Origin of the sequence: Arthrobacter silviterrae, assembly GCF_011045165.1 — a bacterium.
In the GTDB taxonomy this organism is placed as follows: domain Bacteria; phylum Actinomycetota; class Actinomycetes; order Actinomycetales; family Micrococcaceae; genus Specibacter; species Specibacter silviterrae.
On record NZ_JAAKZI010000001.1, the window covers coordinates 280,716 to 304,504 of the forward strand.

The 23,789-nt window shown below is 68.6% G+C and carries 11 protein-coding genes; 1 reads left to right on the forward strand and 10 read right to left on the reverse strand.

The features are described from left to right. The first annotated feature begins 10 nt into the window (after nt 1–10). Nucleotides 11–628, forward strand: coding sequence for an FMN-binding negative transcriptional regulator (locus G6N77_RS01355; protein WP_165180186.1), 618 nt, complete (start codon nt 11–13; stop codon nt 626–628). An 85-nt stretch (nt 629–713) separates the two neighbouring features. On the opposite strand, the gene G6N77_RS01360 is transcribed toward G6N77_RS01355, so the two are convergent. From G6N77_RS01360 to G6N77_RS01405, 10 genes are all read right to left on the reverse strand, one after another. Continuing rightward, complete coding sequence (locus tag G6N77_RS01360; protein ID WP_165180187.1) at nt 714–5,150, reverse strand: FtsK/SpoIIIE domain-containing protein; 4,437 nt, start codon at nt 5,148–5,150, stop codon at nt 714–716. After that, nucleotides 5,147–5,851: an FHA domain-containing protein gene (locus G6N77_RS01365; RefSeq protein ID WP_165180234.1), complete on the reverse strand. Its 705-nt coding sequence runs from the start codon at nt 5,849–5,851 to the stop codon at nt 5,147–5,149. The genes G6N77_RS01360 and G6N77_RS01365 overlap by 4 nt, the downstream gene beginning before the upstream one ends. A gap of 47 nt (nt 5,852–5,898) precedes the next feature. Beyond that, nucleotides 5,899–7,593, reverse strand: a complete 1,695-nt coding sequence (locus G6N77_RS01370) for a serine/threonine-protein kinase (protein WP_165180188.1) — start codon at nt 7,591–7,593, stop codon at nt 5,899–5,901. Beyond that, nucleotides 7,590–9,890 carry an FHA domain-containing protein gene (locus tag G6N77_RS20255; protein WP_165180189.1) on the reverse strand — a complete coding sequence of 767 codons (2,301 nt, stop codon included), beginning with the start codon at nt 9,888–9,890 and terminating at the stop codon, nt 7,590–7,592. Before G6N77_RS20255 ends, G6N77_RS01370 begins: the two co-directional genes overlap by 4 nt. Further along, nucleotides 9,883–10,941 (reverse strand): PP2C family protein-serine/threonine phosphatase, encoded by a 1,059-nt coding sequence (locus G6N77_RS01380; protein WP_165180190.1) that lies wholly within the window; start codon nt 10,939–10,941, stop codon nt 9,883–9,885. The genes G6N77_RS20255 and G6N77_RS01380 overlap by 8 nt, the downstream gene beginning before the upstream one ends. After that, nucleotides 10,938–12,584, reverse strand: a complete 1,647-nt coding sequence (locus tag G6N77_RS01385; RefSeq protein ID WP_165180191.1) for an RDD family protein — start codon at nt 12,582–12,584, stop codon at nt 10,938–10,940. The genes G6N77_RS01380 and G6N77_RS01385 overlap by 4 nt, the downstream gene beginning before the upstream one ends. Further along, nucleotides 12,585–15,164 carry a transglutaminase-like domain-containing protein gene (locus G6N77_RS01390; RefSeq protein WP_205677872.1) on the reverse strand — a complete coding sequence of 860 codons (2,580 nt, stop codon included), beginning with the start codon at nt 15,162–15,164 and terminating at the stop codon, nt 12,585–12,587. Beyond that, complete coding sequence (locus G6N77_RS01395) at nt 15,161–16,492, reverse strand: DUF58 domain-containing protein (RefSeq protein WP_165180192.1); 1,332 nt, start codon at nt 16,490–16,492, stop codon at nt 15,161–15,163. The genes G6N77_RS01390 and G6N77_RS01395 overlap by 4 nt, the downstream gene beginning before the upstream one ends. A gap of 38 nt (nt 16,493–16,530) precedes the next feature. Then, nucleotides 16,531–17,502 (reverse strand): AAA family ATPase, encoded by a 972-nt coding sequence (locus G6N77_RS01400; protein WP_165180193.1) that lies wholly within the window; start codon nt 17,500–17,502, stop codon nt 16,531–16,533. Between the two features lie 131 nt (nt 17,503–17,633). Further along, nucleotides 17,634–23,774, reverse strand: coding sequence for a fibronectin type III domain-containing protein (locus tag G6N77_RS01405; protein WP_165180194.1), 6,141 nt, complete (start codon nt 23,772–23,774; stop codon nt 17,634–17,636). Between the last annotated feature and the right edge of the window lie 15 nt (nt 23,775–23,789).

Genomic DNA, 23,789 nt, shown 5'->3' on the forward strand with positions numbered 1-23,789 from the left:
AGGAACTTCCATGTACATTCCCCAACACTTTGCCGCCACGCCCGCTGCCACGGCGAGGCTGCTCAGCGCGCCGTCCGCAGCGAACCTGGTCACGATGACTTCCCGGGGGCTGCTTGCCACCTTGCTGCCGTTCCACTTCGACCCCTCCGTGGGGGAACACGGCGCGCTGCAGGCACACATGGCCCGCAACAACCCGCAATGGTCCGAGCCCGCGCTGGGCGAAGCACTGGCCATTGTGCAGGGCCCGGACGCGTACATTTCGCCGCAGTGGTACGCCGCCAAGGCCGAGCACGGGCGCGTGGTCCCCACCTGGAACTACACGACGGCGCACGTTTACGGCCGGCTTCTCATCCACGACGACGCCGCCTGGCTCGGCGCCCACGTCCGCGCCCTGACCGACGCCAACGAGGCCGGATTTGCAGAGCCCTGGGCCGTGGAGGACGCTCCCGAAAAGTTCGTGGCCGGACAGCTGCGGGCCATCGTGGGGCTGGAGCTGGTCATCACGCGGATTGAGGCGAAGGCCAAGTTGAGCCAAAACCGGCCCGCAACTGACATTCCGGGCATCGTGGCCGGGCTGGAGGGGCGCGGCTGCCCGGAAATGGCCGCCGCAGTGCGCGACGCCCCGTAAAGTGGAGCCCCGTTGGCCCGCCAGGGTGCTCCACTTTACAAGTGGCGCATCACCAGGGGCCAACGGGGCTCCCGTTCAAAGTGACTTAGCGCTCGTGGTCCATGGTGGTGGCCACCTGAAGCTTGAACACCTTGCCGCGGCCCACAATGTAGCCGCGCCCGGGGATGAACTTGTTGTTGTACATTCGCCCCAGGGGCGTGCTCATGAGGGTGTCTCCCTCCAGATCGCCGGGATTCATCAGCAGCCCGCGCCGCCCGGACTTGAACAGCCCGGAGATGTTCCAGGCGCTGGACCAGGTGGACGATTCCGCCTCCCCCACCACAAAGTGGTTCGCCTTCACTGACGCCTTGATCAGGTTCACCAGGTCCATCTCCACCTCGGAATCGGCAAATTCGGTGACGCCCTCAATGAACAGCGCCACCTCCTGCGCCTCCGATTCCACCAGGTCAATCAGGCGCTGCAATTCCGGCTCCACGCCATGGTTGGTGGTGAACGCCTCGTCCCACACAGGCATGGTGGCCACGGCGGACTTCCTGGACCCGAGGTACACGCGACGGGTGCCCGGCGTCGAACGCTTAAGCGCTTCGGCGAGCGTGACGAGGGCCGTGGTGCGCCCGGAACCTGGCGGCCCCGTCAGCATGAGCGCGCCGCTGGCGGCCAGCCCGGCCGGTTCCAGGTTGTAGTCGTCCACGCCGATGACGGCCTCGCCGGGGCGCCCCGCCGGCAGGATGTTCAGGTCCAGCATTTCCGGCAGGGATTCCACCCGCGGAGCCTGGCCCACCCCCTGGCGCCGGAGCGTGGCGGCCAGCTTCTCCACCTGGCGTGCCTGCAGGGCCAGGTTGGCGTTGCCCCCGAAGACGGCCATCTGGACCTCACGGTTGTCGATGAGGCCGCGGCCGGGCGGGGAGGCGGCACTGAGCACGTCGCGCGGCAGGCCCAGGTTGGAGTAGTCGTCCACCGTGGCCATGCGGAAAACCAGCAGGCGCTGCACGGAGGCCGCCAACGACGCCGGCAGCGACTTGGTGCTGTCGCCGGCAATGACAATGTGCACGCCCATGGGACGGCCGTCCGTGGCGATCTGCTGCAGCGTTTCAAACTGGGTCATGCCCACGCGGAACTCGTACTGTTCGCGGAACGTGGCCAGCCCGTCCACCATGATGATGATCCGGGGCTCGTCCGGCTTGCCCGCCAGGCGCCGGTACTCGGAGATGGTGCCGGCCTTTACTGCAGCGAACGATTCCGAGCGCTCCTCGATGATGCCGCGCACGTAGCGCAGCAGCCGCCCCACGCGTTCGCCGTCCTCGGAGCTGATGATGCCGCCCACGTGCGGGAGGACCTCCAGCATGGCCAGCCCGTTGGAGGCCGCGTCAATGCCGTACACCTGCACGGGGCCGCCGCGCGGGGTGATGGCTGCGGCAATGGCAATGGTTCGCAGCGCCGCCGACTTGCCCGAGCCGCTGGCCCCCAGGATGGCCATGTTGCCGTCCTTGTCCGGTTCAAAAAACACCGTGGGCTGGGCCTGGTGTTCGGGATCGTCCATGACGCCCAGCAGCAGCTTCTCATCCGTACGGGGGTTGGGCAGCCGGGAGAAGTCATAGGTGTCAGGCAGCTCGCCCAGCCATGGCTTGCGGGGCGGCTTCACGCCAAGTTCGACGGCGGCCAGCGACACATTGGCCACCACCCTGGCAATGTCGTTGGGGCCGGCCACGTCCTCCACCGGCGCCGGAGCAAGTTCCTGCTCCCAAGCCGCACCGGAACCGAAGTCCATCTCCACAATGTCAATGCGCGGGCGCTGCGGCGTGCGGCTGGTCCAGCCGCCCGCGTAGCCGGTCTGGAAGCCCTGGATGCGCCCCGGGCCGGTCTTGGCGGCGCCGCGGCCGGGAATGGTGGGGCTGAAGTATGCCGCCGTCGGCTCCCCCAGGATGTCCTGGGAATCGTCCACGTCAGCCATGCGCAGGGCGATGCGCATGTTGGTGTTGGCGCGCAGGTTGTCCTTGATGACGCCGGAGGGGCGCTGCGTGGCCAGGATCAGGTGCAGGCCCAGGGACCGCCCGCGGGCGGCAACATCCACCACGCCGTCCACGAATTCCGGCACTTCCTTGGCCAGGGCGGCAAATTCGTCCACCACAATGACCAGCGACGGCGGCGCCTCGGGGTCGGCTTCGCGCTCCATGGCCAGCAGGTCCTTGGCCTTCTTGCGGTTGAGCAGGTGCTCTCGGTAGTGCAGCTCGGCCCGCAGGGAGGTCAGCGCGCGGCGGACCAGGTGCGGGGACAGGTCGGTCACCAGGCCCACCGTGTGCGGCAGCTTGACACAATCGGCAAAGGCCGCGCCACCCTTGTAGTCCACGAACAGGAAGGAGAGCCGGTCCGGGCTGTACGCGGCGGCCATGCCCAGCACCCACGACTGCAGGAACTCGGACTTGCCGGCACCGGTGGTGCCGCCCACCAGCGCGTGCGGGCCCTCCGTCTTGAGGTCCAGGTACATGGGCTCCACGCCCTTGGAACCGACCAGGGCACGCAGGGAGCCCTGGTATTTGCGGTTCTTCACGGCACGGGAGGCCACGGAATTGTTTTCCAGCCAGCGGTCGGCAATGGAGGAGGTGCCCTCCACGAGCTCGTGCCCGGCCAGCGCCACATAGGACACGCTGCGCGGCAGGTCGGAGTCGTCGTCCACGGGCTTGCCCACGTCCACCACGGGCGCCATCATCCGGGCCAGCGAGGATGCCAGCTCCGCGGAGACACTCTCACAGCTCACGGGGTACGTGAGCCCGCCCAGGCGCACCTGGCCGGTGGTGGCTGCCTCGGACACGTGGACAAAGTCGCGGCACGCTGCCGGCAGGGCCTCGATGGAACCGGCCACCCACAGCACATGCACGCCGACGTCGGCCCCGTGCTCCACCAGGCGGGTCAGCCGGGCGCGGTCCACTTTGACGTCGTCCTCGACAACAACCAGCATGGCCGGGACCAGGGGTGCCGGGATTTCCAGCTTGTGCGGGTCAAGCGCGCCGCGGCGGGCCGAGGAATTGGCCTCGAGGCTGGCGCCGCGGGTCACAATCAGGTCCTCGAGCGCCGCCAGCAGCACGCTGGCGGCGCCCGTGCCCGCGGCGAGGTGGTCACCGGGCAGCGGCGAATGGACGGAGCCGGCGTGGGGCAGCCACTGAAGCCAATCCCACCGCTGCTTCGATTCCATGGACGTCATGGCGGCCACGGCAAGCTCGGCCGGGGAGTGCAGCCCCACGGCCTGGAGCACCAGGCCGCGGGCCACGTCGTCGACCACGCCGCGCGGCCCGGCCACGCCCAGGGCGCCGCTGAGCCGGAGCTGGGCCACCACGGGCACGGCGTCCACGTCGCTGAATTCGGTTTTCAACTCCTGCACCTCGGCCATGTATTCCGGCAGCGTGTTGTTGTCCTGCGGCGCCTTGACGGGAGTGCGGGACGGCTGGCGGCCAATGCCCAGGCGTAGGCTGAGGAACGCCTGGTGCTCGGGGCGGTGGGTCCACATGAGCGGGCCCAGCTTGTAAATGGCGTCCGCCGTTTCGGCGGCGGAGGGGCATTCGGCCAGGCGCACGGCCCGCTCCACCTGCTGGCGGGCAGTCATTTGGCGGCGGAACTCCGCGGCGGCCGCCCGAAAATGCGCGATGTTTTCCAGCGTGTCCTTCTTCAGCTGGTGGCGCTGGTCCACGTAACTGCCAATCATCATGATCGGCATCATGGCCATGAAGATGATGCTGTACAGGCTCTTGGTGACGGCAAACATGACGGCGCCCATCAGCACCGGCGCCATCATCATCAGGAGCGGGAACCGTTCACGCTTGGGCCGTTGCGGGCCGGCGGGCACCGTCTGTTCCTCGATCTCGAACTTCGGCACCACGCGCGGGGAGCGGTTGAACTCGACCAGGGGGCTGGTGGGGCCGGCGTGGGCGCCGCGGCCCAGCCCCACCACCGAGATGGCCGTCTCCCCCAACGTCACCTCGTCCGAGGATCCCAGCACGGCGCGGGAAATGTGGATGCCGTCCATCATGATGCCGTTGGCGGAGCCCGTGTCCGCAATCTCCACCGTCTCCCCCACCGTGATGCGGGCGTGGCGCTTGGACATCATGGGGTCGCTGAGGCGCACGTCCACGTCAAAGTCCCGGCCAATGTAGCTGGTGCCCAGCGGCAGCGCGAACTCGCGGCCCATGTCGGGGCCGGCCATTACACGCAGGGTTGCGGCGGCCGGCCCCCTGTCCTGGTTCGGCACGTGGAAGGATTCGCTGACCTGGGTCAGGGAGACTGTGGCGCCGGGGCGCAGCCCGGATTCAAGCAGGTTGCCGTCCGGGGGCAGGGTGCGCCCGCGCACGCCGCCCACCATGGACTCCTCCACCTTCAGCGAGAGCTGGGGCGGTGCAGCGGCGCCCTTGCGGGAGGGATCGGAAAGGTAGAGCTCGGTGGCGATGTCCCCCACCGTGGCCAGCCCGTCCACCGTGACCGCCAGGTTCTTGTCCTCATGCGGGGTGCGCTGGAGGGTGAGCCGAATCCTCATTCATCGTCCGTTCCGCGCTGGGAGTCCAGCAGCGCCAGGTCGTCCGGGGTGACCAGATGGGATGTCACGGCGTGCTCCACCAGGCGGGCGCGCCGGTTGGTCGCCAGCTTGCCGCCGCCGCCGCGCAATCCCACCACCCCCACGCGGTCCAGCTTGTCGCAGACATTGTCCAGCTTGCGGTTGAAGCGGGTCAGGGCCCAGCCCAGCCGCTTGGCGGCCTGGGCGGAGGACGGTATGGCGCTGAATCCCGTCCCTTCGCGGCGCAGCATGGGCTCGGCCAGTGCCACGATCAGCGCCTTTTGCGAATCGGTGAAGACCACGGGGCCAATGGTGGTGGACCCGGCGGAGTCCTCCCCCCGGCTCTGCGCCATGAACGACGGCGTCTTCAGGTGCACGGAGAACTCATAGGTGGTGGGCCCTGCCGTGAAAATGACGTTCGTGTGCCCAAAGACCAGTGGAATGCGCGCGCCCGGGGCCATCCACGCCTGCATGCCCCCTGCGGCATCCGCAATGGTCGCCGACAGCATGGTGCCCGCATTCGTCAGCCACCAGATCCCGTCATAGCGGCTGATTTCCAGGAACTTGCGGTGCAGGTAGGGATTGTCGTCAATCTCCAGGTCCCCCTCGCGCCCAATGCTGAACACCCCGTCCGGGGACGGCTCGTACCATTCACCACAAAAATCCACGGCCAGTTCCGCCACTGCATCCCCCTGCTTTTCCTTGTCCTGCATGTTGTCCGCCCGCCCCGCTAGGGGAAGCACTTTCGTGTTTCCGGGGACGTGCTGCCACTCTTGCGCACCAGCTTCACCGAAATGCACGACTGCCCGCCGGCGTTGTCGGTGACAAATATCTTCGGCGTCGCAACCGGCTTGAACTCACCCGAGGAGACTGCGCTGACGGCCGCCCACACGTAAAAGTCGCCCGGCTGCGGGTCCGGATTGCTCCAGCTCCAGTCGGCGCCGCCGTTGCCGGCCGTTGCCTTGAGGTTCGTCACGGCCGGCACGTCCGGCCCCACGATCACCGCGGGAGCCTGCGACGCCGTCCTGGAGGCTTCCGGGTCCGCCGGCTTCGGCGCGCCCGCCGTATTGAAAACCACAATCCCAACCACGACGGCGGCCGCCAGCACCGCGCCCGCCCCCAGTCCCAGCCACCAGCGTTTTTTGCCGGGTGCCCGGGCAAGTTCCGGCGGCTGCCCGGACTGCTGCGCCGGCGCCTGCAACTCCTGCGGCGTCCCGCCGCCGCGCCTGACAGTGGATGCCAGCAGTCCTTCAGGCTGCCCTTGGGCTGCTGGCCGGACGGGATCCGCCCACTGCGGAGGGGACAGCTGCCCAGGCAGGGTGGAACCGTTTTGGGTCAGGCCGGATGTGCTGCCGCGGGTGCTGGTGGACACGCCCGGCACGGCGTTGATGTGCGGCGGCGCATCCTGTACCGGCTGGCCGATGTGGGGACCCGTCCGGAACGCGGAGGGAAAGGTCGGGGCGGAGGGCTGCGAGTCCGGGTCGATCGCGACGATGCTGCGCACGCGGGTCTCTTCAAAACCCCCGTCCGCCAGGGGTTCCTCCTGGACAATGTCTTCCTGGACCTCGAAGGGGGTGACGGACAGGTTCAGGTCCGCCTGCACGCGCATGAGGGCGCGGGCCAGTGCCTTCGCCGAGCGGTACCGCGACGCCGGGGACTTGGACATGGCCGTGGCCAGCACCAGGTCCAGGGCCTCGGGCACGTCGGCGCGGCCCAGCCGGGGCAGCGGCGCGGAGCCGATCCGGGCCATCAACTCGCGCTGGGAGTTGTCCCCGCCCGGCACCACGAACGGGGAATGGCCGGCCAGCAGCGTGTAGATGGTGGCGCCGAGGGCCCAGATGTCCACCGTGACGCCGTCCGTGGCGCCGGCGGTGAAGGATTCCGGGGGCGACCACGGCACCGACATGCCGCCGTCGTCGTCGGGGGCGGAATCCATGGTGCCGGAAATGCCGAAGTCGGTCAGCGCCGGGCGGTTGTAGTCCGTGACCAGGATGTTGGCGGGCTTGATGTCGCGGTGGGCGATGCCTGCCCGGTGGGCGGTTTCCACGGCGGAGGCCACCTGTATGCCCACGCTGAGGGCCTCATCCACACTGAAGCGACCGCGCCGGGAGCGGACGTCCAGGCTGGGGCGGGAGCAGTATTCCATGGCCAGGTACGAGTGCCCGGCCGCCGTGATGTTTGCCTCGTAGATGGTGACAATGTAGGGGTGCGTGGAGAGCTGCGCCATGAGGTTGGCTTCAGACTCAAAGCGGCGGCGGGCGCCGTCGGTCTTCAAGTCCGAAAGCAGCACCTTGACCGCCACCCGGCGGCGCGGGCGGTCCTGCTCATACAGGTACACGTCCGAAAAGCCGCCGGACCCGAGGACGGAAAGAAAGCGGTAGCCGGGTATCTCCGGGGGCGGGGCCGGCGGGCGCTTGCTGCTCACAAAAGGCCTTCAAAGAGAAGGGACACGCCGTCGCCCAGCTCCGCGATGTCGCCGTCGAGCAGGATGGCCTGTTCGCCCTGGCCCAGGCGTCGGGGCGCCTGGCCCTCCCGGACCAGGACGGTGCCGTTGGTGGCCTTCAGGTCAATGAGGAGCACGTCCCAGCCATCCAGGCGGACCTCCACGTGGGAACGGGAGATGTCCCCGCTGGCGCTTTGCACCTGCACCAGCCGCGGCACCCCGGCGCCCATGACGCGCGAAACCGACGGCTGGCGGCCGATGATCAGCGAATGGTCCAGGTCCAGGATCTCGCCCGTGGAGATGTGCATCCGGCCCAGGCGGGGGCGGCCCACCTCGCGCGGTTCGGAATTGATGGCGGCCCCGCAGTGCGAGCACAGCGACCGCGTGGGTGGGTTGGCGTGGCCTGAAGGGCACAGCCGCGCCAGCACCATGGGGCCGGTGGGCGGGCGCGATTCAAGTTCCTCGGCCGCGGGCAGCTGGCTGCGGTTGACCATGATGGTTTGGCCGTCGTGGTCCGGGTCCTCGCCGTCGGCTCCGGGGGCCTGGCCTGCTGCGGGACCGGCGACGGCGGGACCGGCGGCGGGACCGGCGACGGCGGCAGGACCGGCCTGGCTGCCGTCTTCTCCGCCGGCGTGGCTGCCGGCGGCTGGCCGGCCCGGGCCCCACGGCACCGAGTCAATGAGCACTCCCGTGGGCTCGGCCCAGGGGCCCGGTGCGGGGGTGCCCGCATTCGGCTCCTCTGAACTGGCCGGCATGCCTGCCAGCAAAGAGGCTTCCGGGCCGGCTGCAGCGGGGCCGGATGCAGGCATGCCGGGTGCGGGAATGGCCGGAGGCATTGCCGGAGGCGGCGGCAACATTGGAGCAGTGCCGGACTCCTTCGGGATCACCTGGCCGTTTTCGTCGAGGCGGATGGCCGCGTCCTCCACTGACCGCACTTCGGTTTCGCCGAAGAGGTGGTCGTAGTCGGTGGTGAAGCCGTCGTCCTGGCCGTCCGCTTCATCGCCGTAGTGCTGGTCGGCCCCGCTTTCTGCAGTGCCGCTGTCCGCAGTGCTGCTTTCCGCAGCACCGCTTTCCGGAGTGCCATGGTCCGGAGTGGAATTGACCAGTTCGCCGTTTTCCGGAGCCCCGGCAGACAGCCCTGAATGGGTGCCGTCCCCAATGTCCCCATCGCCTGTCGCGCGTGCTTCACCGGACGCCGGCGCCGCGTAGTCGGTGTCACCGTCCAGGCTCGGGAAAATGGTGTTGGCGAGATCCGAGTCAGCGATGCCGGCTTCAGCACTGCCGGGTTCATGGGTGCCGGATTCTACGCCGTTGCCGGGTTCGTCGACCCCCGGTTCATGGGAGTCGGGGCCGGAGGGCAGCTCGATGCCCGGGGGCAGGCTGAGTTCGCTGCTGTCGGGGCCGTCAAGCTCGGCGTTCCATTCCGCGTCTGAAGCCAGCGCGAAGCCGGCAAAGACGTCCTCCCCGTCGGCATCTGTTTCGCCGGGAAAATGGTCACCCGCTGTGCCGTCAGGGTCCGGCTCCCCGTCTTCAAGGGCGCCAGCTTCCGCAGCGTCCGCTTCAACAGCGCCAGCTTCAGAAGCTCCAGCTTCAAAGACGACAGGCTGGAGCCCCGCAGGCGGGTGTACCGGCGACTCGGGCACCGCGCCGGGCACCGCGCCGGGCAGCGCAGGCGCGGACCATCCCGGGGCGGCTTCGGCCGGGGACACGACAGGGCTGAGAACAGTGTCGCCGTGTTCGGCGTCGAACCCGTCCCCTGCGGATGCGGCGCCGCCGGTTGGGGCGGCACTGGACGAGGCCGCACTGGAGACGCGCGCACCGCGGGCCAGCTGCTGCAGGCGGACCACACCTTCATGGAGGGGCAGCGCGGCAGCGTCCTGGCCGGATCCGCCGCCGTCGCCCGCTCCGTCGCCGTCGTCCAGGAACAGCTCCAGGGTCTCCGGCAGCGGAAGCGAGCGCTCGCTCCAGGTGGTCACCTCGCGCCCGGACACCGTCGTCTCGGAGGCGCCGTTGCGCACCACCAGGGTCACGCCGCCGCGGAGTATGGCGTGCAGGCGGTCGGACTGGACCATGATGGCAAAGGGCGGCATGCCCATCAGCGCGGTGCCAAAGTGGCCGGTCACGGCATTGAGCACGCCCTCGATGGTGGGCTCCTGCCGGCCCAGAAACTCCCAGAGCGCGTTGACGGTTTCCGGCGCGGTGCTGCCATCAAGGACGACGACGGCGTTGGAGCGCACAATTCCAAGCCAGGATCCGGGGCGGTACGTGGTGCTATCCATGGTGATCGTCTCCATAATTTCCCTCATCCGAGGATGGTTCCGGGCCGTCCGCAAGGCCTGCCGGATGATTGCTGGGGGTGAGCTGCGATGGTTCGTCCGTGGCTGCCGCGGCGTCCGGCCCCGCGTCCGGCGCCACGTTCGGCGCCACGTCCACGCGGGGCATGCGCGGAAGGGTGTCTTCCGCGGCGGAAACAGTGGAGGAATTCTCCAGCGTGGCCCCGGCGTCGCCCCCGTCAACGTTGCTGGCGTCAACCACCACCACTGTCACATTGTCCCGTCCGCCGGCGCGCAGGGCCGACTGGATGAGCGAATCCACGGCGTCCTGCGGGTGGTTGAGGGTGCTCAGGGCCCGGTGGATTTGTTCGTCCGTGACCTCATTGGTCAGCCCGTCCGAGCACACCAGGATCCTGTCGCCCTCCTCGACGGGAACCAGCCAAAAGTCGGCCTCCGTGTCGCTGCCGGTTCCCAGGGCCCGGGTCACCACATGGCGGCGAGGGTGGACCAGCGCCTGGCCCGGGGTGATGTAGCCGCCGTCCACCAGCTCCTGGACTTCCGAATGGTCCACGCTGACCTGGGCAAAGGTGCCCTGGCTCAGCCGGTAGGTGCGTGAATCGCCCACATTGAACACCAGCCAGTACGGTACTCCGCGTTCCTCCACCAGCGTTACACCCGTGACAGTGGTGCCGGCGCGGGCATTGGAAATCTCGCGGATCCGGGCGTCTGCCTGGCGCAGGGCCTGTTGAAGGTCGACGGCGGTGGCCACGCGGGAGCCGTCCGAAAGGACCTGTTGCTGACTTAGGACGCTAATGCATTCCCGGCTCGCCACCTCGCCGGCCTCATGCCCGCCCATGCCGTCCGCCACCGCAAAGATGGGGTCCGCGGCCAGGAAGGAATCCTCATTGAGCTCGCGCCTGAGCCCGCGGTCCGAGCCAAAGCCAAAGCTCAGGCGCACCCCCCGGACGCCGCTGTCACCGCTGTCACCGCTGTCGGCTGCGGCGCCGTCCTGCTCACGTGGCGCAACATGGGCTGCCTCGCCCGCACCAGGGCTCATGCCTGGCCCACCACGAAGGAACGGTCGCCAAAGTGCACGCGCGCGCCCACTTCCGCCAGGGCGGGCGTGCCGCCGGCCAGGCGGGACTTTTGCCCCGCGCGGTTGGTGATGGCGCTGCCGTTCGTGGAGTTTCTGTCCGTGACCCACAGGCCCTCCGCGCTGGCCCGCACATGCAGGTGCGTCTTGGACACCGAGCGGCTGGAATCGTGGACGGAAACGAGGCGTTCTATCATCTCCCCATCGTAACCGGCAGGATTGCGGCCGATGAGGGCCACGGTGGCGATGTCCTCGCTGCGGCCGTCGTCGAAGGTCAGGCGGATCGCCGTGCTGGGCGCCGGGGCGGGCGAGGAGGGGCGCACCCTGGTCTCGCCCAGATCGTCATCCCCGGGCGCCAGGCCGGGCGCGACCGGGTTGTACTGGGCCGGGTTGTGCTGGACAGGGTTGTACTGGGCGGGAGCTGCGAACGCCGGGCCGGCTTGGGCCGCTGGCGACGGGGCGAACGACGCCAGACTTGTGGCCGCCGCCGGAACTGTAGACGCCGCCGGCGGCGGGGCAAAGGAGTTCGCTGCTTCGGCAGGCCGGCTGGCACCCGGCACCGAGGTGATGGGCCCGGGCGCGGCTTCAACGGGTGCGAACCCGGACGGCTGGCCATAGGTGTTCGGCGTTTCGGGAGCGTGCGGACGTGCTGCCGGGATGGGTGACTGCACGGGGGAAATGCCCGTGACAGGCGCGGGTGCAAACGACGTGCGCCCTGCAACGCCGCCGGTTTCCAGGGGATCGCGGCCGGCGGCAACATTAAACACGAGTGTGTGTGCCACCTTGTCGTGCCAGCCCTGCCGCTTGTCGTTGGAGTCCCAGGCGTTGGAGATGATGACCAGGATGGTGCCAAGGGTGGGCACGATGGAGCCAAGGGCAATGATGACGTAGCGCAGGAAAATGGCCAGCAATCCGGCCGGCCTGCCATCCATGCTGGTGGTGCGCAGACCCATCATGACGTTGCCGGGGGTCTTGCCGGACCGGGCCTCCCAGATCCACAACCACACGCCGTAGGCCAGGGACAGCAGCCATGCCGCCCCGCCCAGGACCAGCAGCCAGGTCAGGTTGATTTGCAGCTGCCCGGCCGTTTCCGTGGCTCCGGATATGGCCAGCGAGGTGCCCACGCCAAAGCCCACGGCGAGCAGGATCCCAGGCACCACGCCGTCGATGAGCTTCGCCACAAGGCGGCGGCCGGCGCCACCGGGCACCAGTGCCGTGCCCATTTCCAGCCGGGCATCGCTGCCGTGCCGCTGCGGCGCCACGAGCGGCCCTCCTGCCAGGCCGCCCGGCTGATCGCCCTGTTGGCCAGCTTGCTGTCCGCCCACGGGGATGATGCCGGGTATCGACGGACCCGCCACCGGGGCCGTCACTCCGGCGCGGTGCCCGGGTGCGGCAATGATGGTGGCCGGCGGGGTGGGCGGGGCAGCAAACGGGCCCTGTCCGCCGTCGGGGTTGATGCAGGCGCCGTGGCCGCCCAGGGGCACCTCGGACGGGCCCGGGGAGGCCGCCCTGTTGGTCACCGCTGTCCCGCACAGCGTGCAGAACGCCGCACCCGGAGCCAGCTCAGCCCCGCAGTTGCGGCAGGTTTCCCCCGTTTTGCGCGCCATCTACCGTTCACCTTTCCTAAAGTTCCCCAGCTTGCCGGCCAGTCCCGACCACAACCCGGGCCTGCCGCCGCGCCCAGCCCCGCCGGACACAGACCCGCCAGTCACCGGTCCCCCGGCGGCCGGTCCCTGGCCCGATGTTGCCTGCCCGGCCTTGGCTGTCGATGCGCGGGCGGCCTTGGCCCGTGCATCAACCAGCAGCGACCGCACCGAGAACTTGGCCCGCTGCCGTTTCCAGAATCCTACCGACCCGTTCATGCCCTTCACAGAAGCGTCCACATGTTGCCAGTACTGCTCCACCTCTTCCTCGCTGGGCTGGCCCGGCCCGAAGATGGCGGCATCGGCCCGGGCGGCCAGCACCTCGGTGCCGGCCCGGTTCTCCGGGAATGCCCCGTTGAGCGCCATGGCGGTCTCGCGGCGCGTGCCATTGCGTTCCATGGTGGTGCCGAGGTCCGTGGCCATGCTGACCACCTCGGACCAGCCTCCGCCCACGCGCTGCGCGGGCAGTCCTTCGCCCTGGCGTCTCTTCCGGCGCCGGCCCTTGAGCAGCAAGATCAGCAGCAGCGGCAGCGCAATGACCACCACGGGGATGGCCGCCACCCCGGCAATGAGCAAAATGGCCCCCAAAATGCCGGCGGGGTTGTTCTTCTTCCCGTCCGTGTTCAGCGCATCCGGGGCAGTGTCCGGCGGCAGGTCCGCCGGCTCCTGCGGCGGGGGCGGCGGCTGGAGCACCTGCGGCTTGGGCTTGGACGCGTTTTGCGGCTCCGGCGGATTGGGGATGTGGTCCTTGTCGGGCGTGGGGTTGAACGGCACCCAGCCGATCCCGGCGAAGTTCACTTCAACCCAGGCGTGGACGTCGGAACCCTTGAGTTGCACTTTGGAAGCTCCGTTGGCGGGGTCCTTTTCGTCCAGGTAAAAGCCCATGACCACGCGGGCCGGGATGCCCAGCTGGCGTGCCATCAGGGCCATGGCGGTGGCGTATTGTTCGTCGTCGCCCACCATTTCCTTGCCCGAGAGCAGCTTGGTGATGCGCGCTGCACTGTGCCCGGACATGCTGGGCACCTGGCCCTCCAGCCCGTTGCTGAACTTGCCTTCACGCTGCAGGGCGCCTTCCAGGGCCTGCACCTTCTTCAGCGGCGTGCCGGCCTCGCCCACAATGTCGTTGGCCTTGGTGGTCACCACCTGGGGCACGTTTTCCAGCTTGGGCAGGGCCACGGAGCCAAAGTCCGCGGAGGCCAGCTTGTTGGCATCGACTTGCGGCACCTGGACGTCCATGGTGTAGGAATCGCCCTTGGCCACGCCGGCCAGGTTCAGGGCACTGTTGGAGTCCTTGTTCAGGTACAGCGTGGGCGTGGGACCGCCCGGCGTCGAATAGCTCAGGCTCTGCTCCGTGGCCATGCTGGGAATCCACACGCCGGAGTAGCCGTCAACGGAAACGCCGACGGCGGTCCCGGCACCTCCCGAGCCCGGGTTCAGCGCCTTGGGATCCCCAATGGGGGAAAACGAGGCCGAGCTGTTGGGGTCCACGTTGAAGACAACGCCGTCGTAGCTGTCCATGGCGGCAATGCGCACGCGCCCGTTTTTGGGCAGGCCGTCCACCGTGAACAGGACGGTGTCCTTCTCATTCTTGACGTAGTCACGGAACTTGGTCAGCGGGGACGGCAAATTGTGCAGGTCCGGCGGCGGAATGACCGAATCCCGCAGCACGCTGCGGGTGGCGCTGGTGGTCAGGGCCGGGGCCGCGGCCATGGTCACGGCCCCCGCGACGAGGACGACGCCGGCAGCCGTGCCGATGCGGCGCAAGAGGGACGTGCGGGCCGCAGCCCTGTCCTGCACGGGCTGGTTTGCGGAGATGGCGCCGGCCGATTCGCGGCGTTCCATTTCCCGGCGGTAGGCCAGCCAGGCGATGGCGCCCACGGCCAGCAGGGAGCCCCGCAGCTCGGGCAGGAACAGCTGTGCGGTGCCGAAGATGATGGCGGTGACAAAGAGGGCCAGCACCGGAATGACCGCCCAGTAGGCGCGGCGCAGCCGCCACGCGAGGGAGCCTGCCACGACGGCGGCAATGAAGGACGCCAGGTACGGCACCACCAGCACGTCCACGCTGGTGCCCACGGGGGCGGCCAGCGTCAGCAGCTGCTTCCAGGACAGCATGATGCCCAAAAGGAGGCCGCGCAGGGACGCCAGGCTCGGGAACACGCCAAGGGCTGCCTCCCCCGGGGCGGCCAGTGCGCTGCCGAACAGCATGTAGGCCACAAAGGACAGGCCGGCCATGGTGAGCAGGCCCAGGCGCCACCGCGCCCCGGCTGCAGCCACCAGCAGGCCCAGCAGAATCCCGCCAAAGCCGGCAATGAGGTACCTGCCGTCTTGGCCGAAGGTGGGGCCGAAGCCCAGCAGGCCAACGCCCAGGAGAATGGCCAGCACTGCGGCGTCAAGCCCGACATGCCAGAGCGGGCGTCCGCCCGCAAGCGGCCACCGGGTTCCGGGCGGCCTAGTCCCGGCCTGCGGGGTCCCGGCCTGCGGGGTTCCAGCCTGCTGCGTGCCTGTGCGCTGCGTCCCGGCCGCCGCGCTCCTGCGCCCGCTCATGCCACTGCCTTTCGGAGGACTGCAGCCAAGTCCGTCAACTCACCCAGGGTGAGGACAGTGAGGTCGGCAATGTTGGCCCGGGCGGATTGCGCCCCGGAATAGCAGCGCACGGCAAAGCACCGCACGCCCGGCGGGACTGAGGCCGCCGCGCTGCGCAGCTGGGACGGGGTGACCCTGGAGCCCACCACCAGAAACACCACGGAGGCGTTGGGCACGGTGTCGGACAGCGTGCGGGCCAGGTCCACGGCCGTGCCGCGCCGGTTGTGGCCGGCCAGCCTGGTCATGTCATCCAGCATGTTCTTGCCGGTTTCGCAGCGGATGGGGCCGCGCTGCGTGACCACGCTGAGCTCCCGCGCCTCCTTGATGGCCTGCCGGCCCAGGGACGCTGCGGCGGAAATGGCCAATTCAAAGTCGTCGTCGCGTTCGTATTCGTCCGTGTTGACTGACAGGGCCACGGCCATGTGGGCCCGGCGCGTTTCCTCGAATTGGCGCACCATCAGCTTGCCGGTGCGGGCGGTGGTCTTCCAGTGGATGTGCCGGCGGTCGTCGCCCGGCACATAGTCGCGCAGGGCGTGGAAGGATACGTCGGCGCTGGAGAGCTCCGTGGTGGGAAGCCCCTCCAGGTCCTTCAGGAAGCCGGCCGCTGGACCGTCCAGTGCCGTGGTCCTCGGATGGACAAACAGGTCAGTCGGTTCGGTCCAGAGCACCTGTCGGCGCAGCAGCTGGAGGGGGTCGGAACGGACGGAACGCACCGGCCCCACCGTGATCACGGCACGGCGGGTGGTGGGGATGGTGAACAAGTCCTCATGGGTGTCCCCCGCCTTCATGCGGGGCAGGTGGAACAGGGCCGTGGCTCGTCCCACGGGCAGTTCCAATGCGGACGGCAGCACCGTGCGGGGAGCATTGTTCGTCACGGCAATGCTGCCCACGGCGTTGTCCCCGACCGCCACGCGCGTGCGGGCCAGGTCCAGCTTGACCGCGTACATGGACCGTCCCAGGATGAAGGCGATGGCAATCAATATCAGCACGGTGGCCAGCAGGGCGGCCACTTTCGCTTCCTGCCAGCCAAAGGCGGCACCGAGGATCCAGAGAAGCACGACGGCGCCAATCACCACCGCGCCCAGCCCGCTGACGGTGCCAAGTACAGGGCGCACATAGCGGTCCAGCCATTGTCGGACCTTTCCCCACACGGGCGCCAGGTACAGCCCGGCCACTTTCACGGCCTCCGCCCACAGGGACGTGGGGTGGAGGCGCGTGGGGGCGCCGTCGCGGTGGAACGGCCGGGCCAGCAATGCCCCGGCCTTCCCTGCGGTGGATTTAATGCTCATGAGTGTTCCTTATGCTGCGCGGGTGCGCGGGTGTGGACTTAGACGCCGGCGCGCTGCTGGGGTGCGGCAACTTCGGCCAGCACGCGGCGCAGCACCACCTCCGGGGTGGAACCGGCAAATTCGGCTTCGGGGTCCATGACAAAGCGGTGGGTCCACACGTAGGGGGCCAGCTCCTTGATGTCGTCCGGAAGCACATAGTTGCGGCCCTTCGCGGCGGCCCACACCTTGGCCATGCGCACCATGGCGATGGCTCCGCGGACGGAAACTCCCAGGCGGGTTTCCGGCGCGTTGCGTGTCTCTTCGCACAGGCGGGAGACGTATTCCAGCACGGCGGCATCCGTGTGGGTGGTGGCTGCGAGGTCCGCCATCTCGGCCACGGCCTGCGGCGTGATGATGGCCTGCAGGGTGGAGGTCCTGTCCCGCTGGCTGGAGCCGGAAAGCAGCTGCACCGTGGAGGCGTGGTCCGGGTAGCCGATGGAGGTCTTGATGAGGAAGCGGTCCAGCTGGGCTTCGGGCAGACGGTACGTGCCCGCCTGCTCGATGGGGTTCTGGGTGGCCAGCACCATGAACGGGCGCCCCGTTTCATAGGTGGTGCCATCCACCGTCACACGGGACTCCTCCATGACCTCCAGGAGGGCCGACTGCGTTTTGGGTGAGGCGCGGTTGATCTCATCGGCCAGCACGATCGTGGCAAAGATGGGGCCCTTGTGAAACTCAAAGACCTGCGTTTTTTGATCGTAGATGGTGACACCTGTGACGTCGGAGGGCAGCAGGTCCGGGGTGAACTGGATGCGCGAATGCGTCCCCTTCACGGTGGCCGACAGGGCCCGGGCCAGCATGGTCTTGCCCGTGCCCGGCGCGTCCTCGAACAGGACGTGCCCCTCGGCCAGCATGGCGGAAAGCGTCAGGCTGATGACATGGGACTTGCCCAGGACGGCCTGGCCAACGTTGGCAACCAGCTTCTCAAAGGTTCCGGCGAACCAGGTGGCTTGTTCCGGCGTCATGGACATGGTGTGCTTCCTCTTTCAGTCATGTTTCATTGCAATCACGCTCTTGCGGGGCACAGGGGGCGGAAAAACCTGGATTAGTTTATCCAATAGATGGTGTTGCCAGCCATGGGGACAACTTCCCTTGCTCATGGTCAGCATCCGGGCAGCCCCGCCGTGGAGCCCTGGATGATGTTGACGGTGGGCGGGTGGACGTAAAAGCCGGCCAGGCGGCCAGTCTTCATGTGGTACCACGGGATCTGCCCCGGCCACGGCACGGTGCAGCTGTCGATTTCAATTGCGCCGTAATTGCTGCTGTCTTCGAGAGTCAGCCAGTTGCCGCCGGGCTGGCCGGCAGTGTTAACCACGCCGTGGCAGGTGGCGGGCGGGCCCTTGACCCAGTAGAAGTCGCCCCCCGATGCGGGCACCGTGCAGGTGTGCCCGCCCGGTCCGGGATCGGTATTGACGATCATGGGCACGCGGCCGCCGCTGGAGGCCGTTGCCTCCGCGACGGGACCCCAGTCGCCCTTCGAGTTCCTGGACTGGATCTTGATGGTGCGGCTAATGTTTGGCCCGCCCAGGTTGACTGAGCCGCTGCCGGACTTGGCCGTGATTTCCCCGCCAAAACCACCGCCCTCGTCGATCCGGACGGCCACGGAATCCGTGTTGGAACCTGGCGCAGACCAGCTGTAGTGCATCTGGTTGTCGCCCTGGGCCCCGTTGCTGGCATTGATCGACGGCGTCCCTGCCGTCCCGTAGGGCGCCACGGAGCCGGACTGTACGGCTCCTGACGTTTCCTGGGTGGCTGCGGAGCGCACCACGATGGTCACCGTGGTGCCGGTCCCGTTGGGTGCGTCCATGACCTGGCCGGGGACGATCGAGGAGGTGGCGCCCGTGCTGGAGACGGTGGCCTGGTAGCTCAGTTCACCACTGGTGGATCCGCCCATGGCTCCTCCACTGGGCGGAGTGAAGCTGACCTTGATCTGCCGTCCCGCCGCCGCCGTGTTGGTCGCGGCGGTGGACAGTCCCGTGACGGGCCCGGGCCGGCTGACCGAGCGGCGCGCAGTGGACTGCGGGCTCAGGTCTGAGATGTCCACCTCGGTGGAGGCGGACACGGCGAAGGTGTAGTTGCCGGTGCCGTTGGGCAGCGAGGCCGTGGCCGTGTTTTGCGTGGTGGTCACCACGCCCTGCGCGGCACCGTCCAGGTACTTGGTCAGCGTGTAGTTCTTCAGCACGCCGCCGTTGAGGTCGGGTTGGGTCCAGTCGAGCCGGACCTGGTTCTGGCTCCCCAGGGTGTCCAGCACCGTCAGCACAGGCGCGGCCGGCGTGAACGGCTTGCCGGCCGGCTTGCCGGCCAGCGAGTACTGGCTCCATGCGGACGGTTCCGGGGCACTGTTCACGGCCTGCACCCGGAAGGTGTAGTCGGTGCCGTTCGTGAGCCCCGTCCAGCTCAGGGTGGTGCCCGCAATGCCGGTTTTTTGCGGGTTCTGCCCGGCCGGGGCCGGCGAGATTTCCACGTTAAATGTCTTGACAGGCGAGTACTCGCCCGTGGGGGCCACCCAGCTCAGCGCCAGTTCCCCGTCCCCCCGTTTGACAGCGGGCGGTGCAGGGGTGTCCGGCGAGGCGTCCGGTGTGGCGGAGGCGGACGGCTTGGAGTAATCGGAGCTGCCCACGGCATTGTTGGCCTTGACCGTGAAGGTGTAGGGCTTGGCGTTTGTCAGCCCGGTGACCAGGCACGTGTTGGTGGCGCAGTCCTGGGTGCCGCCGTCGTTCTTCATCACGGTGTAGCCGGTGAGCGGGGAGCCGTTGTCCGCCGGGGCGGCCCACTGCAGCATGACCTGCTTGCTCTTGACCTCCTGCACCCTGGGCGCGGCGGGCACGGCAGGCTTGCCCTTGACATTGAGGGTGATGCGCCCGTCCACGCGGCGGTTTTTGTCGCCCGTCTTGTCCTCCACGGTGTAGCCGACCACCACATTGCCGGTGAAGTTCTCCGGGGCCGTGACCTTCACCTTGTCCGACAACTTCTCCACCACGGTGCCGTTGGCGCCCGTGATGAGCTTGACGTCCACCAGCTTCAGCGGAGTGTCAGGGAACGGGTTGGTGTCATTGGCCAGGACGGCGACGACTTCCGGCCGGCCGGCGTGCGCGTCGGGAACGACGTCCTCATTCGCCACGGCTAGCGGCTTGGTGGAGGAGACCACGCGCAGCGTGACCACGGCCTTGGCGGGGCTGTTCCTGCCGTCGCTTGCCTCAAAGCCCACTGTTTGCAGCGAGCCGGGAACCGCGTTTTTCGCGGCATTCAAGGTCAGGACCGTGCCGCTGAGCGTGGCAGCCACAGTGGCCGGCTGCGGACCGGAGAGCTTGAACGTGAGCTTGTCATTCTCCGGGTCGCTGGCCAGACGGGAAAGGTCCAGGGTGGCCGATTCGAGCTGGGCCACGTCCAGTTGCGTGCCGGTGGCGGTGGGCGGCTGGTTCTTGGCGGGCGACGGCGACACCTCGGTCATGACTGTCAGCGTGGACTTGAGCCCCTGGGGATCGTCGGGGCCGGTGCCGTCCGTGACCTCGAAGGTGATGGAGCCCGGGCCGTAGAAGTCCGGGTTGGCGGCGTACTTGATGCCGCCGTCGGCCGTCACCGACTGCTCCGAGGGGGCGCCGATGAGCTTGACCTTGTCCGCCTGGGTGAGCCGCGGCGTGCGGCCCGCCCGGACCTTGACGTAGTCGCCAAGGTTGAAGACGGCGGAGCTGCCGGCCTTGACCTTGAGGGGGCCGCTCTTTTTCAGCACGGGGTACTGCTGGCCCGTGCCGGGCACCCAGATGATGGCCGTGGCGGTGAGGTGGTCCCGGTCCGTTACGGTGTACGGGATCATCTGGGGCACGGCCAGCAGGTTGACGCGGACGGAGCCGCCGGGCAGCACGCTGGCAGTATCCGTGGGCCGGGTGAGGGTGACCTTCAGATCCTCGGCCACGCCGTCGGGGTCCTCGTCGTTCTTGAGCACCGGCACGTCCACGGTGTTTTTCCCCAGCGCCTCCTGCACGGAGACGGAGTCGTCGCGGGCGATGGGGGCGCGCAGCGGGGCGTCTGGGCTGACCGTCAGGCGGACGTTGGCCTTGGCGGTGGCCCCGCGCGGGTCCGCCACGGTGTAGTTCAGGGTTGCCGTGCCGGCCGTGGACGGTGCCGTGACCAGCACGCGGCCCTGTTCGGTCACTGACTGATTCATGTCCGCGGGGCCGGTGAAGCCGTTCCGGACCACGGCGAGGGGGTCGCCGTCGGGGTCGGAGTCGTTGAGGACCACGTCCAGGGCCACTCGGCGTCCGGGGCGGATGGTGATGTAGTCGTCCTGTGCCTGGGGCGGGTGGTTGACGGCCTCGACGGGGGCGATGCCCACCTGCACGGTGCCCACGGCTTCCGCGCCGAGGCGGTCCCTGACCCGGTAGGTGAAGGAGTCGGTGCCGGCGGAGTTGCCCGCGGCCGTGTAGCTGATGAAGCCGTTGCCGGCCACGGCGGTGCCCAGTGTGGGGGCCGTGTCCAGCCCGGCCAGCTGGACGGAGTCGCCGTCGGGGTCGATGCCGTCCAACGGGATCTGGATGCGGGTGGTGGAGCCGGCCAGCACCCGTCCTTGCACGTTTTTGGGTGCCGGGGGGAGGTTGCGGGCCGGGTCGGCGGCCACCACGTGGATGGTCACGGGGGCGGAATCCGACTGCCCGGAGCTGTTGCTCACCTTGTAGATGGCGGAAACGGTGCCGGCCGTGGGCCCGGCCAGGAAGCGAAGGGAGTCCTGGTCCACCCACAGCTTGCCGGCGGAGGCGTCCGGCCCCTGCGTGATTTCGGGGTGCTTGAGGACGTCCCCATTGGGGTCGGTGTCGTTGGCCAGGACGGGGATGCGCACCACGTCACCCACCCGCACGGTGACTTCGTCGGCCTTCGCCACGGGCGGCTGCAGGGTGGAAGGTGCCGGAATCTGCACCACGGCGATGCTGCCCACGGCGGTGCCGTGGCCGTTTGAGATAGTGTATTTGAGGGTGCTGGGCTGGCCGCTGCTGCGCATGTCGGTGATCTTGACCAGCCGGTGGTCCAGGACCGTGGCGGACAGCCCGGAATTCTCCGGCACGTCCACACCGCGGACCACCAGGAGGCCGCCGGCGGGGTCGCTGTCATTGCCCAGCACGTCCACCAGGGTGGACCCGCCCGTGGGCAGCATGGCCGTGTCCTTGACGGCGATGGGTGCCAGGGTGTTGTCAGCAGCCACCACGTCAATGCGGATCAGGCCGGTGGAGCTTTGCGGGCCGTTGGTGACCTGGTAGCTCAGGTACGCCGTGCCCGGAGTGGCTGAGGTGTAGCTGAACGTGCCGTTGTCGGCCATGGGGGACGCCTTCCCCAGTGTGGGCTTGTCGACGCTGGCCAGGCGCAGCTGGCCGCCGCCGGGGTCCTGGTCATTCTTCAATGGCGCCACCAGTGCCGTCCTGCCGGCCACCACGCGGACGTAGTCGGCGTTGGCCACGGGAGGCACGCCGCCGCGGGGCTTGACCGTGAAAGTGATCTTCTTTTCCGTCACGGCCCGGTTGTCGGAAACGGTCACCGTGACGGTCTTGGGCCCGGTGGTCTGCCCGTTGTCAATGTACGTCAGTTCACCGTCCGGGCTGAACTTCACCTGGGCCGTGTCGTCGCCGGCCTTGGCGCCCACCAGGAAGACGTTGTCGCCGTCGGGGTCGGACATGTCGGCGAGCACGTTTTGGCTGATGGCCTGCCCCTGGACCACCACCATGCTGGTGGCCCGGAGCGAGACGGGCGCCGCGTTTTCGGAGTCGGGGACCACCCGGACCGTGACGGTGGCCTGGGCGCTGCCGCCGCGGCCGTCGTCGGCGGTGTAGCTGAAGGACTCGGTGCCGGGCTTGGTCCCGGGCGGAACGGCCAGCTGCAGCCCGGTGCCGCCGTAGATCACCTGGAGCTCACCCATGGCCAGCTTGTCCGTGACGCCGCGCACCGTCAGGACGTCGCCGTCGGGGTCGGAATCGTTGTAGAGCACCGGCAGGATGGTGGTGGCGCCGGCACGCACGCCAAAAGTGTCCGCGACGGCAACGGGCGGCCGGTTCGGCTTGGTGCGGTCCGGCAGCGTGTTGACCACATTGGGGTCGGTGGAGTCCTTGTTGGGGTCGTTCGACTTGTTCTGGTTGGCCTGGATGTCATCCCAGTTGTTGACCAGCATCATGTTCTGGTTGACCAGCCACACGTCGCCGCCATTCGTGTCATTGAGCACCACCACGTCCCGGTTTTGGCGGAACACCATGCGGGACTGTCCGCCCGCCTTGGGAATGGGCGCAGTTTTCGCCCCGGCGCCGGCGCAGAAGTGCAGGTACTGGTTCACGCCGGACCAGGCGGCGTGGATGCAGCCGTCCTGCTGGACGGGGGCAATGGGCACGCCGGTGCCGGTGATGGCGGCCTGCTGCGGCGCCCCTCCCCCCAGCGGCTGCACCACCAGGCCTGCGGAGGTTTCCACCGCCACGGAGTTGCCGGAGGCACTTGGCTGCTGGATACGCCCGTCGCGCCCATGGTCCACTGCCACCTTCTTGTTGCCGGGCAGGAACAACGTGCCGGTGTCCGGGTCCAGCACCGCAGCCTGCTCCCCCACGGCCGTCAGCTGGAGCTTGCCTGAATCCGGCAGTCCGTCCACCTTCGCCACCTTGGAGGACAGCGTCTGCCCGTCCGGGCCCACCGTCAGGGTGGTCAGTTCGGCTGCCTTGGGGTTGAGCACAAAGACTGTGCCGGCTTCCGTGCTGCCGCCAAGCCCGACGACGGCCGTTGCGTTGGGCACGCCCGCCAGGCTGGGCTTGGTGGTCTTGTCCCCGAACGAGGTGGCATTGGCGGCCCCCACCACCCACACCTTGCCGGCGGCCGGGTCTGCCAGTGCCATGACGGTATTGCCGAGGGAGACCTGCTTGGAGCCGGCCATTGCGTTGTCCTGGCCCAGGGCCATGTCCGCCACGTCCACCTGGTTCAGGAGCGTGCCTGTTTCGTTGCCCATGAAGACGGTCGCGGCGCGCTGGAGGACGTCGAAGTTGTCGGTGGTGGCCGTGAAGCCGCCGTCGAGCACCTTGGACTGCACATTGAGGTGCCCCACCATGTTCACGGAGCGGTTGGTGACCCACACGCTGCCGTCATTGAGGGCCACGTCCGCCGTGGTGAACCCGGGGTAGATGACGGCGCCTGCCACCACTGTCGCGGCCACCGCCGCCATGCCGGTGATCCCCAGGAAGCGTTTGTTGCGCAGCGTGGAGGCGCGCAAGGACGCTAAAGACATGTGATTCCCCCGGTT

Coding starts and splice junctions, on each gene's coding strand:
- G6N77_RS01355 (WP_165180186.1), top strand. CDS start 11: ATGTACATTCCCCAACACTTTGCCGCCACGCCCGCTGCCACGGCGAGG.
- G6N77_RS01405 (WP_165180194.1), bottom strand. CDS start 23,774: ATGTCTTTAGCGTCCTTGCGCGCCTCCACGCTGCGCAACAAACGCTTC.
- G6N77_RS01360 (WP_165180187.1), bottom strand. CDS start 5,150: ATGAGGATTCGGCTCACCCTCCAGCGCACCCCGCATGAGGACAAGAAC.
- G6N77_RS01380 (WP_165180190.1), bottom strand. CDS start 10,941: ATGAGCCCTGGTGCGGGCGAGGCAGCCCATGTTGCGCCACGTGAGCAG.
- G6N77_RS01400 (WP_165180193.1), bottom strand. CDS start 17,502: ATGTCCATGACGCCGGAACAAGCCACCTGGTTCGCCGGAACCTTTGAG.
- G6N77_RS01390 (WP_205677872.1), bottom strand. CDS start 15,164: ATGAGCGGGCGCAGGAGCGCGGCGGCCGGGACGCAGCGCACAGGCACG.
- G6N77_RS20255 (WP_165180189.1), bottom strand. CDS start 9,890: ATGGATAGCACCACGTACCGCCCCGGATCCTGGCTTGGAATTGTGCGC.
- G6N77_RS01385 (WP_165180191.1), bottom strand. CDS start 12,584: ATGGCGCGCAAAACGGGGGAAACCTGCCGCAACTGCGGGGCTGAGCTG.
- G6N77_RS01395 (WP_165180192.1), bottom strand. CDS start 16,492: ATGAGCATTAAATCCACCGCAGGGAAGGCCGGGGCATTGCTGGCCCGG.